This window comes from Nocardia sp. MDA0666 (assembly GCF_003023875.1).
In the GTDB taxonomy this organism is placed as follows: Bacteria; Actinomycetota; Actinomycetes; order Mycobacteriales; family Mycobacteriaceae; genus Nocardia; species Nocardia aobensis.
Window position 1 is genome coordinate 98,436 of the sequence record NZ_PYHT01000020.1, and the last position, 14,808, is coordinate 113,243.

The window sequence follows — 14,808 nt, forward strand, 5'->3', positions numbered from 1 at the left end:
AGATGCGCATGCGTGCAGCGGTGCTGCGGGAATTCGGTGGTCCGGACGCACTGGTCGTTCGAGACGTCGATACGCCGCGTCCGGGACCGGGTGAGGTGCTGGTGCGAGTCCGGGCGTCGAGCGCGAACCCGGTGGACGGAATCATCCGCCGCGGACTGGCGAATCCGAACTTGCCACTGCCTGCCGTGATCGGCAGCGATGTCGCCGGCGAGGTGGAACAGGTCGGCGACGGCGTCACCGACGTGTCGGTCGGCGATGCCGTGTACTACACGTCGGAACTGGCCTCGGGCGGCGGCGCCTATGCCCAGTACCACGTGGCGGCCGCCGCGATCGTGGCGCCCAAACCCACCACCCTGTCGTTCGCGGAGGCCGCCGCGATTCCGCTGGCCGGCGGCACCGCGTGGGAGGCGATCGTGCGCCGGCTCGCCGTGCGCCCGGGACAGACGGTGCTGGTACACGGCGGATCCGGCGGTGTCGGCACGTTCGCGGTGCAGTTCGCCCGCGCGGCCGGCGCCACCGTGCTTGCCACCGCGGGGGCCGATCATCAGGGGCTGTTGCGGGATCTCGGCGCGACCCCGATCGACTACAAGAGCGAGGACTTCGTCGAGGTCGCCCGTGCGCACACCGGCGGCGCCGGCGTCGACGCGGTACTCGACACCGTGGGCGGTGAGAATGTCGGCCGCAGTTGCGCCGCCACCCGCGACGGCGGACGCATCGCCACCATTCTGGGGCCCGACGGCCGGCTCGACGATCTCTACCAGCGCAACCAGACGCTCTACGGCATCTTCCTCAGCCGCGAACGCCGTCGGCTCACCGAGATGACCCCACTGTTCGAGCGCGGCCTGGTCCACCCGCGCATCGCGAAGACCATGCCGCTCGACGACATCGTCGCGGTCCACGAACAGCTGGACGAGGGCCACAACGCCGGCAAGCTCGTCATCGACGTACCGTGACGCCCTCGGCGCACGGCCTCGGCCGCCGCCGGTAGCCGTGCGTCCTCAGTTCTGACGCGGCAGCAGTTCGGTGACGAACCGGTCCACGAACTGCGCCGATATCGTGCCGTCGGCCGGCACCACCACGAATTTGCTCAGTCCGGCCGCGAGATACCCGTCCACGAGCCGGTGCAGGTCCGCCCAGCTCCCGGCGATCACATCGTCCGGATCGGCACCCGGTCGCTGCGCGCCGATCCGTGCCGCCAGTTCGGCCGGAATGCCGTTCTCCGCGAGCAGCAGCGTGATGCCGAAGTGGTCGGCCTCGATCTCCCGGCCCGCCGCGGCCGCCGCCGCAGTGATCGCCGTGACTCCGGCCGCCGCCTCGTCAGGGGCCACGAAGCTGCCCAGCCAGCCGTCGCCGTAGCGGCCGATGCGGCGGAAGGCGCCCGGCGCCCGGCCACCCAGCCAGATGTCGAGCGGGCGGGCCGGCCGCTTTCCGACCGTCGCCGCGCGAACGGTGAAGTAGTCACCGTCGAAGTCGACATCGTCGGCGCGCAACACCGCTCGCAGCAGGCGCAGCGATTCGTCGAAGACGGCGCCGCGCGGCCCCGGCACCGGGAACAGTTCCTTCTCCCCGGGCCCCGCAGGCTGTAATCCGAACACCGGCAGCACCCGCTTCGGAGCCAGGGCGGCCAGGGACGCCAACTGCTTGGCGACGAGCACGGGATGGCGCCCGGGCAGAATCGCGACCGAGGTACCGACCTTCAGACGGCTCGTGCGGGCCAGCGCGAACGCCATCCCGACCGTCGGATCGACGGCCGGCGCGAAGACCAGTTCGGAGAACCACAGCGAATCGACCCGCGCCGCCTCGAGCCGATCCACCAGGGCCGCCAGATCGTCCGGATCGGCGGCCGAACCCGTACCCACCCCGAACCGGATCTTCACCTCGCCATTGCTCACAACCCTGCACAACAGCCGCTGCCGGAACGATATTTCGCCCGGCAGCGGTCAACGATCGACGCGGGCAGAAGCGCCGCCGACCGCGGGCCGTTCGCGCCACCCAGCGGTAGCCGGTTCCGGACTGTCCCCAACCACCATGCGGAAATGACTGTGGCACTGCATGTTCGATATGGCGCTCTGGTTGATCGGGGACGCCCGCGACCACCCCGCGCATCCACGTCCTCGGCAGCTGAATTTCCGGGTGTCAGTTCTTGTCGTCGAGACTGTCCAGGGTCGTCAGGATCGCCTCGACCGGAATGCGGCCCGCCGCGACCGTTTCGGCGCCGTTGCGCCGCAGGGCCACCGACAGCGGTGCCGCCCAGGTGTTTTCGTAGATCAGCACGGCGGCCGAACGCCCGGGGTGCAACGCGGCGCCGGCCTCCCGCAGATCGCCGTCGTCGAGTACACCCGTCGTCTCCTCGGCGAACAAGGCCACGCTCGCTTCGCACTCGAGCCCGATATCGGCGATATCGATGCCGGTCAGCGACCCGTCGCCCTCCTTCCGGAGAAACGCCAGATTCAGCACCCGGATGATGCCCCGGCCGACCAGATCGCGCAGCACCGGCAATGCCGAACCGTCCGGCGGGCGGCCCGCGGGGAACTCGATGACGAGATAGTCGATCGGTCCCATCTCATCGATTCCGGCAGCACTGGTCATCCGAGCACCTCATCCGTGGCCGGATCACCGCGGTGATTCGGCGAGACAGCAGCTGATGTGACGCCGTCGGCGACGAGGACCTCGGCCACCGGCGTAACACCTAATGATTCGAAGCCACGCCGCTCGCGGATAAAGCGGGAATCGATTCTCGGGACGCGGACCGTCGGACACCGTGTCTCATCCCCCTGCCGTCCCGCCACTCGTTCATCCCGTGCGGCGGCCCGTCGATGAGTTCGAACGGCACTCCCGAGTTTCGCTCACGGTGAGTCTGGATGGTGGCAAACCGCGTGCGGCGGCGAAGAATTCGCGTGACCGCGGTGTGGAAGGGGTAGTGGTGACGACGTCCGTGCCTGTGCGACTGGAGCACGCGAAAGATATTCATCCGGGCGTCGACGGGCCGCTACTCCGCGAGGCCGTGGTGGCCGAACGCACGCTGTGGACACCGGCCGAACTGCACGAGCTCACCGCGGTGGTGGCGAGCGAACTGGCGACACCGCTGCTGGATATCGTGCGGTTCGACACCACGCGGCGCTGGTGGACCCGGCTCGCCCTGACGATGGGCGTGGAACTGTGGCTGCTGTCGTGGGCGCCCGGACAAGGCACCGAACCGCACGACCACGGCGGTGCGTCGGGTTCGTTCACCGTCTCGATCGGCGAACTCGACGAGGACTATCGCTACCCCACCGGCCCCGTACGCTCGGCCGGTCGCCGCGCCGGCGACACGATCGCGTTCGGCCCCGAACGCGCCCACCAGCTGCACAACCGCAGCGCCCGGCCGGCCACCACGGTGCACGCCTACTCGCCCCCACTGCGACCGGTCCGCGAATACCGGTCGCTGCGGGATTTCACCGGTGTGTGACCATGCCGGTGGCCCCCCATCGCACGATCGCCGAGGAGTGACGGTATGAGCGCCGAGGACCTGCTCGCCCGGGCACGCGCCGGACTGAACCGCGTCGAGCCCGTCACCGCCGCGCACCGGTTGGCCGAGGGCGCCCTCGTGGTCGATATCCGCCCGCACGCCGACCGCCTCGCCGAGGGCGAGATCCCCGGCGCGGTCGTCGTCGAGCGCATCGTGCTGGAATGGCGGCTCGACCCCGGCGGTGCGCATCGGCTCCCGGACCTGACGTCCGACACCGAGGTCATCATCGTCTGCAACGAGGGCTACGCATCCAGCCTGGCCGCCGCCGACGCACAGCGTCTCGGGCTGGCGCGCGCCACCGATCTGGTCGGCGGGTTCCGGGCCTGGAAGGCGGCCGGCCTGCCGGTAGCTCCCGGCGGCACCCCCGCCGTTCCGTAGTACTGCCGGCACCTCACTCGCGGCACCGCGTCTACCTCCCGGTTCCCGGAATTCTTTCACCTGCAAACGATCTGGCTGAGAATGTAGACGGGCAAACGGAATTACGAGGAGTGCGATGACCAGGTGTGCGCATTATGTCGGAAGTGTTCCAGCCGAGTTGATGACCGGGGATGCTGCGGTGCTGCAGTGGTTCGCCGATCGCAGTGCGGGCCATCCGGTGACCGGATTGCCCTGTGATCTGGATCCGGACTGGATTCTCGACTACCTCCGCCGGCGCAGAGAGCACGAGGACGTCTTCGAGGTCGTCCGCACCGGCGATTACTCCGACTACAGCGATTTCCCGAGCTACGGCTTGCGCCCGGGTGCGAAGCTGGAACCACGGCACGTGGCGATGGACCGGCTCGACCGCATCGGCGCCGTGGTAGCCGCGTTCGACGAGGTGCGCGCCGGGCGGCCCGAACTGGACGGGACCAGATTGCAACTGAGCCAACCCAATCCGCTGGATCTGGCGATGTTCGTCTTCGCCGGTGCGGCGGTGTCGAACGGTTTCCCGCTCGGTCCGGCACTGCGCCGCTCCGATCTCATCGCGGCCGCGCTGCGGCATCTGCCGGTGTTCACCGAGGCCGCACTGCACGAGATCGCGGAGGTGAACACGCGCTACGGCGATCGCGTGGTCTGGCAGGTCGAATCACCGTTCGCGCTGCTGGGCATGGTCAAGGCCGACCAACTGGGCGCGAAATGGGCGGCGGGGCCGCTGCTGGCTCGCCAGCTGGCCGGGGTACTCACCGGCATACACGAGATCGGGGCACAGGCGGTGGTCCACCTGTGCTACGGCGATTACCAGCACAAGGCGCTGCTCAACCCGCGTTCGCTGGCGCCCGCGGTCACCCTGCTGAAGCACACCGCGCGCCGGCTGCGCGCAGACGGCACTCCCTTTCCGGCGGTGCACATTCCGTGTGCGTTCGGTGCCGAACCCGCGCCGCAGGACGCCGCGTTCTATGCGCCCCTGCGCCGGCTGGACCCGGATTGGAACGTCATCGCGGGGGTGGTGTCACCCGATTCCGCCGACGACAGCGCTCACGCCCTGCAACTGTTCGAACAGGCGGCCGGGCGTACCGCATTCGGCGTCGCGACCGCGTGCGGCCTCGGCCGCTGCAGTGTTGCGGACGCGCAGCGCGCTGCGGAGACGACCGCGGCACTGACCGCCGAGACGACCACCGGTTAGCACCACGGCACGGGTCGCCGGGCCGTGCGTCAGCGTCCTGACGCACGGCGCCGCGGCCCGGCCCCGGGTGCCCGTCACCTCGCTCGCATACCGCAATCTCGTTCGGCCCCAATGATTCTGCGTCGCGCACCTCGCGACCAGGGCATACACCCGAGGGGACCGCCGGAATCAGACGGATGCCACGCGAGAACCGGACAAAGGCCTTACTCTGGATGAGTTGGTGGAAGTGGGGTGATGCCGGATGTGACCAACCGGGACCGCAACCCCGTGTCGGGCAGTCGTCAACGTCTCTTCCGCTTTGCTCGCCGAAAACGGCACTCACGTAACGCAACGTCGCGTCCCCTGTCGTGACCCCTAGCCGCGCATCACAGACAGCGGCATTCTCATACCTTCAGCAGCTATCATCCGGCTACTCATAGACGGTATGTACTTGCATCGAAACTTGCTGATTCCCTTGATGATTCAAGTACTACTGATAAACTGATTTCCCGTGTGCCGAGTTCGAGTTAACAAGCGGCTACGGAGGTTTCGGGTTTTGTCGTAGGACATGCCATCCGGACCAGGTCCGGTAGCCGATCCGGCGCACCGTCCGTTCGTACGCAGTTCCAGGGAGTTGCTATGGGGAACAACGAAATTCCGCGCGTTCTGGTGGTAGGCGGCGGCCCGGCGGGGTCCACCGCCGCCGCACTGCTCGCACGGTCCGGAGTACAGGTGACCCTCCTGGAGCGGGATACGTTCCCGCGCTACCACATCGGAGAATCACTGCTGGCCTCGTGCCTGTCCACGCTGCGGATATCCGGCGCCTACGACAAGGTCGCCGCGCACGGCTTCCAGATCAAACGCGGCGGCTACTTCCAGTGGCAGAACGACACCTGGTTGCTGGACTGGTCCAAGCTCGTCGATGCCGAGGCATGGTCCTGGCAGGTCGACCGAGCCACCTTCGACGACCTCCTGCTGCGCAACGCAGCCGACCAGGGCGCGCAGGTCATCGAACAGGCGACCGTCAAGAACATCCTGTTCGACGGTGAGCGTCCGACCGCCGCGGAATGGGTCAAGGCCGGCGACGACACCGTCCACACCGCCGAGTTCGACTTCCTCGTCGACGCCACCGGCCGAGACGGGTTGCTGGCCAAGCACTTCGGCATGCGTCGCCAACATCCCGCCTTCCGCAACGTCGCGGTCTGGTCGTACTGGAAGGGCGCACATCTGCACCCGGACAGCCCGGAGGGCGCGATCAACGTGGTGTCGACCCCGGAGGGCGGCTGGTTCTGGAACATTCCGCTCGCCGACGGTCGTACCAGCGTCGGCTATGTGATTTCGGCGCGAGTGGCGGCGGAAAAGCTGCGCGGGCACGATTCGCGCCAGTCGTACTACCTGGAGACCATCCGGGAGAGCAAGCCGATGTGCGAAATGCTCGAGGGTGCGGAGCAGATCGCCGACGTGCGGGCCGAACAGGACTACTCCTATGTCGCCGACCGGTTCTGCGGCCCCGGCTACGTCCTCGTCGGCGACGCGGCATGCTTCCTGGACCCGTTGCTGTCCACCGGAGTCCACCTCGCCACCTATTCCGGGCTCGTGTCCGCGGCGGCGATCGCGACCACACTGCGCGGTGAGATGTCCGAGACCGATGCGCTGGCGTACTACGAATACACCTACCGCCGCGGCTACACCCGGTTCCTCTCCCTGGTCTCCCGGATGTACGAGCACTACATCGGTTCCGAGGAATACTTCGCGCACGCGCACAAGCTCACCGACGTCCACGACGGCGATTCACCCGAACAGTCGTTCACCCGGATCATGGCCGGTCTGACCGACGTCGGCGAGACCACGGGCGATCAGGACCGTACCGGCACCGAGGTCATCGTCTCGGAGGCGGAGCGCCTGCACACCGCCCCGGACACCGACGGGGTCAACATCAAGTACATGGGCGGACTGGATATGTCGCCGGTCTGGGACCACTGGCGTGATCCGCTGTCCGACACCGAGATGGGCGAGATCCGCATCACCACCGAACCGGTGTTCGGCCTGACCAGCCGCCCGCGCTCCGACGCCGAGCGCGAGGCCGTGGCGCTGCCGGTCCAACCGCCCCGCAAGGGCGCCGGCGCCGCACTCTAGCGGTGACGTCACCAGGACTCCCGGTGCGCACCGAGACGTGGAGTCGACAGTGACCGTCACAGGATCCGTCCCCGGCCCGCTGAGCGAACCGACGCCCAGCGGGCCGGGATTCCGGACGAACCCGGCCACGCAGATCGAGCGATTCCACCACCCCACAACCCGATCCCTGCTGTCGGGCGAAGGCTTCACGACGACGGCGCTCGAACACATCCTCGAGACGACGTTGAGCGTGCACGTCCTGCGCCAGCACCAGGTTCCGCCCCGCACACTGCCCACCTTCATCGTCGACGAACTCCGGCTGCAGGATGCCGAGGGCGCGCTGGTCCGGCGCTCCCGTCTGGTCACCCCCGCGCTGGCGACCGTCTCGATCAATTACGTTGTGGCCGTGCCACAGTCGGCCGCCGCCAGTGGCATCGATGATGTCCGGATGCCGATCGGCCACGGCTTGCTCACCCGCAGCCTGCCGCAGCGCCGCCGCCTGCTCTGGGCGGGCATCCGCCCCTGGCCGGACGGCCGGCCCAGTGCGTCCAGGGCATACATCATGACGCTCGGCCGCCATCCCGTGTGCTATATCCGCGAAGTTTTTCATCCCGCGGTCGTCCCACCCGGACACACGACCGGTCCGCTGCCGGAACCGGCTCTGCGAGATGATGTCTCCGAGGAGAATTGAGTGCCTGCTCCCACCATCACGGTCCTACTCGACCTGGTTCTCATCATGGCGGCCGCACACCTGCTCGGTTGGCTCGCCGAAAAGATCGGGCAGCCACCGGTCATCGGCGAGATCGCGGCCGGAATCCTCGCCGGTCCGACCGTCATCGGACATCACCTGTCCGCCACCCTGTTTCCCGAAGCCGGACGCTCGTATCTGGCGCTGCTCGCCAATATCGGAGTGGCAGTGTTCATGTTCGTCGCCGGTCTGGAACTCGATCGGGAGATCTTCCGCGGTGCCCGCCGTTCGATACCCGCGGTGTCGGCGGCGGCCTACGCGATCCCCTTCGCGCTGGGAAGCGCGGTCGCGATCACCGTCCTGGCACGCCACACCACCGGCAACCGGCTGCACTTCGCCCTGTTCGTCGGCTGCGCGATGGCGGTGACCGCCTTCCCGGTGCTGGCGCGAATCCTGCACGACCGCAATCTGGTTCGCACCGAGATCGGACAGCTCAGCCTGGCCTGCGCGGCGCTGGTCGACGTCGTGGCATGGTCGGTCCTCGCCGTCGTGCTCGCACTCGCGCACCCGGGTGGCGTGCAGTGGCGGCTCGTCCTGCTCCTCCCGCTGGTCGGACTGCTGTGGTGGTTCGTGCGACCGCTGCTGGCCCGGATCTCGGAATCGGGCACCCAGCAGACGATGATCGTGCTCGGCGTGGGTGGTGCACTCGGCCTCGCCGCAATCACCGAATGGATCGGCTTGCACCTGATCTTCGGCGCTTTCGCCTTCGGTGTCATATTCCCGCGCGAACGCCGCCGGACGGTCGAGTCCGGTGTGCGAATTCTGTGCCTGCTGCTGATGCCCGGCTTCTTCGTGATCGCCGGGCTGGCCGTCGATCTCGGCTCGGTCGACGCGACCTCGATCGGCGAATTGATCGCGGTCATCGGTGTGGCGGTGGTGGGAAAGGTCGGCAGCGTCTACGTCGCAGGCCGGCTGACCGGGATGCGGTCGCGGGCGGCCGCCGCCGTGGCAGCGCTGCTCAACACCCGAGGTCTGACCGAACTGGTGATTCTGAACGTGGGCTTGACGAGCGGCCTCATCGGCACCCAGTTGTATTCACTGCTGGTGATAATGGCCCTGGTGACGACCGCCTCGACGGCGCCGATGCTCCGTCTGCTCGGCATATCGCGCGGCGGCGACCTGTCGTCGCGTCCGCCGCACGCACCGGACTCGGAGCACGACCTGGATCCGGACGCCGTGACCGCGGCGGTGCAGACGCCGGATATGAGCGGAAAGCACTGAACCGCAAGTACATCCGATCGACTCCGGGCGCCGGCGGCGGCAGCCCTACTCCCACGTTCGCAGACACCGTCCCCGCGTCGCTGCTATGTTGCTTGCGTGGGCGAACCGCCAGGCACCGCACGACAGGTCATCGAAGTCTGCAGATCTGTGGGCGTCGAGACGGTCCGGCATACAGTCTTCCTCGCACCGCCCATGTGAGTGCGACACGTGCCGCACCCGCCGAGCTCTCGTCGAATTTCTGTTCCATCCGTCTGGAGTCCCGTCTTTGACCACACCACAGTCACCCCTCCCCGAGCCCTACACCACGGCGACCGGAATATGCCCCGTCCAGCACGGCTCGCCCTTCGATGCCGACGACGACCGATTCCCGATGTACACAACCGAATTCGTCGCCGATCCCCACGCCGCCTATCGCGAGATGCGAGGGCAGTACCCCTCCCTCGTTCCCGTCGAGCTCGCCCCCGGTGTGCCTGCCACCCTGGTCATCGACTACGCCGTCGCGGTTCGCATCCTCAACGACCCGGACCACTTTCCCTCCGATCCGCGCACCTGGCAGAAAACCATTCCGCAGGATTCACCCGTGCGCCCGATGATGGAGTGGTATCCGGCGGCCCGGTACAACACCGGTGCGCCCCATGCCCGCTACCGCGCTCCGTCGGTCGCCGCGATCGACCACATCGACCTCCACAGCGTGCCCGCGATCGTGGAAAGGGTTGCCGTTCCGCTGGTCAACTCCTTCTGTGAGCAGGGATCCGCCGATCTCGTCATGCAGTACTCGTTCCCGCTCGTCCTCGAGGTCCTCAACCGGATGGTCGGCTGCCCCGCCGACATCGGGACCCGAGTCGCCAACGGCATGGCCGCCCGGTTCGACACCGTCAGGGGTCAACAGGGTATGGACATGCTCAAGGAAGCGCTCATGGAACTCATCGCGTACCGGCGCGAGCAGCCCGGCGACGACGTCACCTCACAGCTGGCCCATCATCCGAACGGCCTCAACGATATCGAGGTGTTCGCCCAGCTGATGTCCTTCTACGGCGCCGGCTTCGAGGCCCAGCGCAACCTCATCAACAATGCGCTGATGCTCATCCTCACCGATGAGCGATTCCGGTTCGGCGACATCCTCGGCCGCAACCTGTCCACCACCGACGCCCTCGACGAAATCCTGTTCAACGACCCGCCGATGGCCAACTTCTGCACCACCTATCCCCGGCAGCCGATCATGATCGACGGCGTGTGGCTGCCCGCCAACCAGCCGGTCCTGATCAGCCTCGCGGCATGCAACAACGATCCGAAGATCCGCGGCGAAGCGGCGAGCAGTATCGGCAACCGTTCGCATCTGGCCTGGAGCACCGGACCGCACGCCTGCCCCGCCAAATCGGTGGCCTATCTGACGGTCCAGAACGCCATCGACCAGCTCTTCGACGCGCTGCCGGAGATCCAGTTGGCCGTCCCGGCCGCACAACTGGAATGGCGGCCCGGTCCGTTCCACCGGGCACTGACCTCGTTGCCGGTCGTCTTCCCGAAATCGCCGCCGCTGCCCGTGATGTAGCAACCGCATCGCCCGGCCCGGGCGACCGCCGTGACGGTCGCCTGGCCGGGTGGCAACTCGCCCCGTCGGGGCCAGGACCGTTCTAGGTGGGAAGTTGTGACCCGGGGGAGGGCCTCTGCTATCTTCTCTGCAGTGCCTCACGCACCGGCCGGTGTAGTTTAGTGGTAGAACATCAGCTTCCCAAGCTGAGAGTGCGGGTTCGATTCCCGTCACCGGCTCTCTCTTCTTCCCGGCGACAGCGCCCATCGGTTACGCGATACGTCCATCCGGTCGAATTCCCTTGTCTCTCTTTCACTTCGGCTGCCGGTGAGCTACCGACAGCCGATGTCTTCGGCCGGAGTCTTCATCAGCCGGCGCCGAGGTCGATGCCGAACGTCACCTCGATCCGCCGCACGGCGAGATCCCTGCAACCGCGGCGACCGAAACGCCCGAGCCCCGCGTACGGCGCTGATTCCGGCCGAAAGGTTAGGCGGGGCGATTCGTGGCTACCCCTCCCGAGGTGCTGGGTGCCGTGGACGTCGAGCGGCCGGGTCGGAGGGCCGGTCCGCGGCACGGATGTACAGCACCGACCGTGACCTGTGACGACGGCGGAAGGAAACCGGACAGATGCTCATGCTCACGCCCACTGCCATCGAGGCCGTTCGCACCATCACCTCCGCGGACGGGATGCCCGACGATGCCGGACTGCGCATCTCCACCAACGACGGGGCCGAGACCCTGCAGCTCGCAGTAGCCGCGGGGCCGTCGGACCAGGATCAGGTGCTCAATGCGGAAGGCCCGCGGGTCTTCCTCGACGAGCACGTCGTCGACTTCCTGGACGACAAGATTCTCGACACCGGACTGGGTCCGGACGGGCAGGGCACCTTCGTGCTCGCCCAGCAGGACCCGAACACCGCGGGACACTAGACCGACGCCGATTCGGCTCGATTTCGGCCGAATCGGCGCCCTCCCGCCGACGGCCGGCCTAGTCCGGCCAGATCGGCGTGCGCTTGTTCAGAAAGGCATCCATACCCTCGCGCGCACCGGGCAGCTGGGACGCGGCGGCCATGACCTCGAGCGCGATCGCGTAGGCGTCGTCCTCGGGGCGGTCGAGCTGGGCGTACAGCGTCCGCTTGCCCAGCGCCTTACTCGCCCGGCTACCCCGGGTGGCCCTGGTGAGCAGGTCGGTGACCGCTCGATCGAGATCGGCATCGGGAACGGCGCGATTGATCAGTCCCCAGTCGGCGGCGGTGCGGGCATCGATCGGATCGCCGGTGAGGGCGAGTTCCATCAGGCGTTTGCGGCCGATCGCCCGGGCCACGGGAACGGCCGGAGTGTGGCAGAACCAGCCGCCCTTACCGCCCGGGAGAGCGAAGCCGGCCGATTCGGCGGCCACGGCGAGATCGCAGGAGGCCACCAGCTGGCATCCGGCGGCGGTGGCCAGGCCGTGCACACGCGCGACCACGACCTGGGGCACGGATTCGACGGTCGACATGACCTCGGTGCACAGGGTCAGCAGATCGCGGACGCCGAGCAGATCACGGGCGGCGACATCGGCGAAATCGTGCCCGGCGGAGAAGATGGGACCGTTCGCGGCCAGAACGATCCCGCTGGCATCACTGCCGCCCGCCCAGCGAAATGCCGACAACAACTCCCTCAGATGCTCGGCCGAGAGCGCATTGCGCCGGTCCGGCCGATTCATCGTGATGCGAACGGTCTCACCGTTGCGCTCGACGAGCAGGTGCTGGTACTCCGCTGTGGCCATACCCCACGGTAGATCGGTCCGGAGGCGTTCGGGCGGGCGAACTCGTCGAGCGATCGGTGATCGTCGCGCGGTGCTACTGCGGCGCCCCGACGCAGGTGGTCGCGATCTTCTGGGTCGCCGCGCGCGCCTTGTCGGAGTCCTCCTTGCTCAGGCCGCCCATCGAACCGTCGGCCACCTGGGCAGTGCTGCCGGGCTTGGTCATCTTGCGCAGGCCGTCCTGCGAAATGCCTTCGTCCACATAGAGTTTGGCGGCGCAATCGGCGAGTTTCGCATCCTTGAGGCCGCTGGACTGCAGGGATTTCGACAGGTCGGCCTGGGTGACGGTCGGCTCCGAATCCTTGTCGGAGCCGCACGCACCCAGCAGCGGCAGGGCGATGCAGACGGCGGCGATCAGCGAAATCCTCAACTGTTCCTCAATTCTCAGGCGTATCAGCTATGGCGCGCTCCGGCGGACCGGACACGAACCGCGCAGGTGATACTGCCGCATCACGCGGCCGGACAACAGTCCGAGTGTCGCGAACACGGAGCCTTCACAACGGCGGCGCGCACGGATCCGTCGTCCGCGGGGCCGCGACCTCTGTTGGCATTACGTCAATGATTGCTAGGGTGTCCCCGTTCCTCGTCGGCGTCCGAGTCTCGGTGCGGGAGTTTCGAATGATGTTGAACCATCACCGGGTCGGCACCGGTGAACCACTGGTCCTGATCCACGGCGTCGGCAGTCGCTGGCAGGTGTGGGAACCGGTCATCGACACGCTGGCGGCCCATTTCGACGTGATCGCGGTCGACCTTCCCGGTTTCGGCGGGTCCGACCCGCTACCGCACACCACGGTCGACACCCTCACCGACGCCCTGCACGCATTCCTCACCGAACAGGGCCTGGAACGTCCCCACCTCGCCGGCAACTCCATGGGCGGCCTGATCGCGCTGAACCTCGGGGCCCGCGGGGTGGCAAGTTCGGTGACGGCGTATTCACCGATCGGCTTCTGGTCCGACGCCGGGCGCATCTGGTGTCAGCAGGCGCTCGCCCGCGCGGCCACCCTGGGCCGGGGGCTGCGCAAGCAACTGCCGGCCATCCTCGGCACGCCGGCCGGGCGGACCGCCTTCCTGAGCATCGTGTTCGGCCGGCCGTGGGCGCTGGACACCCGGACCGCGGTGGCGACCGTGGACGGCGTCCTCGGCGCCCCCGGATTCCGTTCGGCCCTGGCCTCTTTCGATCACGCGCGGCTGCGCGACGGTGGGCGCCTCGCCCGCGTTCCGGTCACGATCGCCTGGGGCAACCGCGACATTCTGCTCACCTATCGGACGCAGAGCCGGCGGGCGCGGCAGTGGCTTCCCCAGGCCCGGCACGTCACCCTGCCGGGCAGCGGCCACACCCCGTTCTACGACGACCCGGCCGGTTGCGCGAAGATAATCCTCGAGCAGATGCCTACCCACGGGTAACCACGGGAGGCCGACCCGATCAGCACGGAGTGAGCGATGAGCGACGTATCCCTGACCTTCGACGGTGATCGTGCCTACGTCGAACTCGACCGGCCCGACAAACACAACGGGCTCACCATCGACATGTTGAACGATCTCGTGCGGGTGGCGCGGGTGATCGGAAAACGCGACGAGATTCGCTCCGTCATCCTCGCCGGCAACGGGCCCAGTTTCTCCAGTGGTCTGGATATCGCGAAGGCGACCGGCGACCCGCTGAGTATCGTGCGCAATTTCCTGCCGCTACCGTGGCTGGGCACCAATGCCTTTCAGGAGGCGTGCTGGGCGTGGCGGCGACTGCCGCAGCCGGTGATCGCGGCGGTGCACGGCCATTGTTTCGGCGGTGGACTGCAATTGGCGTTGGCCGCCGATATCCGTTTCGCCACACCGGATTCCGATTTCGCCGTGATGGAAGTCGCCCACGGCCTGATCCCGGATATGTCGGGCGCGGTCACGTTGTCGCGCCTGATCGGCGTGGACAAGGCGCTGCTGCTGACCATGACCGCCGACCCCGTCGACGCCGCCTATGCCGCCCGCATCGGATTGATCACCGAGGTCAGCGAGGATCCGCGCGCCGATGCCGAGAAATTGGCCGATCGCATCGCGGCGCGCCCGGCACCCGCCGTCGCCGCCGCCAAACAATTGTTCGAGCGCACCTGGCATGCGGGCACCCGCCGCACCCTCGGAATCGAACGGGCGACCCAGATACCACTTCTGGTCCGGCAGGCGCTCGGCCGTCGGTAGATCCGACAAAGGGACACACCGCCGACACGGGAATTACCCGAAAGTGCGAGCGGGAAACCCATTTACCTGCGATTCGCTGTTAGCATTTTCACACTTTGCCAGCGAAGCCGGTGAACGGGGG

The 14,808-nt window shown here is 67.7% G+C and carries 15 protein-coding genes and 1 tRNA gene; 12 read left to right on the forward strand and 4 right to left on the reverse strand.

All coding sequences use genetic code 11. The features are described from left to right. Positions 1 to 8 precede the first annotated feature (8 nt). On the forward strand, positions 9 to 953 hold the full coding sequence (locus C8258_RS24390; protein ID WP_106957203.1) for a zinc-binding dehydrogenase: 945 nt from the start codon (positions 9 to 11) through the stop codon (positions 951 to 953). A 45-nt stretch (positions 954 to 998) separates the two neighbouring features. Here the strand turns inward: C8258_RS24390 and C8258_RS24395 are convergent, their stop codons facing one another. Further along, positions 999 to 1,877, reverse strand: coding sequence for a TIGR03854 family LLM class F420-dependent oxidoreductase (locus tag C8258_RS24395; RefSeq protein WP_106957204.1), 879 nt, complete (start codon positions 1,875 to 1,877; stop codon positions 999 to 1,001). Positions 1,878 to 2,136: 259 nt separating this feature from the next. Beyond that, positions 2,137 to 2,589 carry a DUF6325 family protein gene (locus C8258_RS24400; protein WP_030514283.1) on the reverse strand — a complete coding sequence of 151 codons (453 nt, stop codon included), beginning with the start codon at positions 2,587 to 2,589 and terminating at the stop codon, positions 2,137 to 2,139. Between the two features lie 334 nt (positions 2,590 to 2,923). On the opposite strand from C8258_RS24400, the gene C8258_RS24405 reads away from it, so the two are divergent. The 9 genes from C8258_RS24405 (at position 2,924) to C8258_RS24445 (ending at position 11,629) form a co-directional block, all read left to right on the forward strand. Continuing rightward, positions 2,924 to 3,448, forward strand: a complete 525-nt coding sequence (locus C8258_RS24405; protein WP_106957205.1) for a cysteine dioxygenase family protein — start codon at positions 2,924 to 2,926, stop codon at positions 3,446 to 3,448. Positions 3,449 to 3,493: 45 nt separating this feature from the next. Next, the gene (locus C8258_RS24410; RefSeq protein WP_106957169.1) at positions 3,494 to 3,886 is read left to right on the forward strand and encodes a rhodanese-like domain-containing protein; all 393 of its coding nucleotides are present in this window, start codon (positions 3,494 to 3,496) and stop codon (positions 3,884 to 3,886) included. A gap of 160 nt (positions 3,887 to 4,046) precedes the next feature. Beyond that, positions 4,047 to 5,111, forward strand: coding sequence for a hypothetical protein (locus tag C8258_RS24415; RefSeq protein WP_106957170.1), 1,065 nt, complete (start codon positions 4,047 to 4,049; stop codon positions 5,109 to 5,111). Between the two features lie 618 nt (positions 5,112 to 5,729). After that, positions 5,730 to 7,226, forward strand: coding sequence for an NAD(P)/FAD-dependent oxidoreductase (locus C8258_RS24420; protein WP_106957171.1), 1,497 nt, complete (start codon positions 5,730 to 5,732; stop codon positions 7,224 to 7,226). A 49-nt stretch (positions 7,227 to 7,275) separates the two neighbouring features. Further along, positions 7,276 to 7,896, forward strand: coding sequence for a hypothetical protein (locus C8258_RS24425; RefSeq protein WP_106957172.1), 621 nt, complete (start codon positions 7,276 to 7,278; stop codon positions 7,894 to 7,896). Beyond that, positions 7,897 to 9,174, forward strand: coding sequence for a cation:proton antiporter (locus C8258_RS24430; RefSeq protein WP_106957173.1), 1,278 nt, complete (start codon positions 7,897 to 7,899; stop codon positions 9,172 to 9,174). It abuts the gene before it with no gap. Positions 9,175 to 9,439: 265 nt separating this feature from the next. After that, positions 9,440 to 10,723: a cytochrome P450 gene (locus C8258_RS24435; RefSeq protein WP_106957174.1), complete on the forward strand. Its 1,284-nt coding sequence runs from the start codon at positions 9,440 to 9,442 to the stop codon at positions 10,721 to 10,723. A gap of 147 nt (positions 10,724 to 10,870) precedes the next feature. Next, positions 10,871 to 10,941 (forward strand) — tRNA-Gly (locus C8258_RS24440). Positions 10,942 to 11,329: 388 nt separating this feature from the next. Next, on the forward strand, positions 11,330 to 11,629 hold the full coding sequence (locus C8258_RS24445) for a hypothetical protein (protein ID WP_036506738.1): 300 nt from the start codon (positions 11,330 to 11,332) through the stop codon (positions 11,627 to 11,629). Between the two features lie 58 nt (positions 11,630 to 11,687). On the opposite strand, the gene C8258_RS24450 is transcribed toward C8258_RS24445, so the two are convergent. Next, positions 11,688 to 12,467, reverse strand: coding sequence for an enoyl-CoA hydratase-related protein (locus C8258_RS24450; RefSeq protein WP_106957175.1), 780 nt, complete (start codon positions 12,465 to 12,467; stop codon positions 11,688 to 11,690). Between the two features lie 73 nt (positions 12,468 to 12,540). Then, the gene (locus tag C8258_RS24455; RefSeq protein WP_106957176.1) at positions 12,541 to 12,873 is read right to left on the reverse strand and encodes a hypothetical protein; all 333 of its coding nucleotides are present in this window, start codon (positions 12,871 to 12,873) and stop codon (positions 12,541 to 12,543) included. Between the two features lie 248 nt (positions 12,874 to 13,121). On the opposite strand from C8258_RS24455, the gene C8258_RS24460 reads away from it, so the two are divergent. After that, the gene (locus C8258_RS24460) at positions 13,122 to 13,907 is read left to right on the forward strand and encodes an alpha/beta fold hydrolase (RefSeq protein WP_106957177.1); all 786 of its coding nucleotides are present in this window, start codon (positions 13,122 to 13,124) and stop codon (positions 13,905 to 13,907) included. A gap of 36 nt (positions 13,908 to 13,943) precedes the next feature. Next, positions 13,944 to 14,687, forward strand: coding sequence for a crotonase/enoyl-CoA hydratase family protein (locus C8258_RS24465; protein WP_036506751.1), 744 nt, complete (start codon positions 13,944 to 13,946; stop codon positions 14,685 to 14,687). Positions 14,688 to 14,808: the final 121 nt, after the last annotated feature.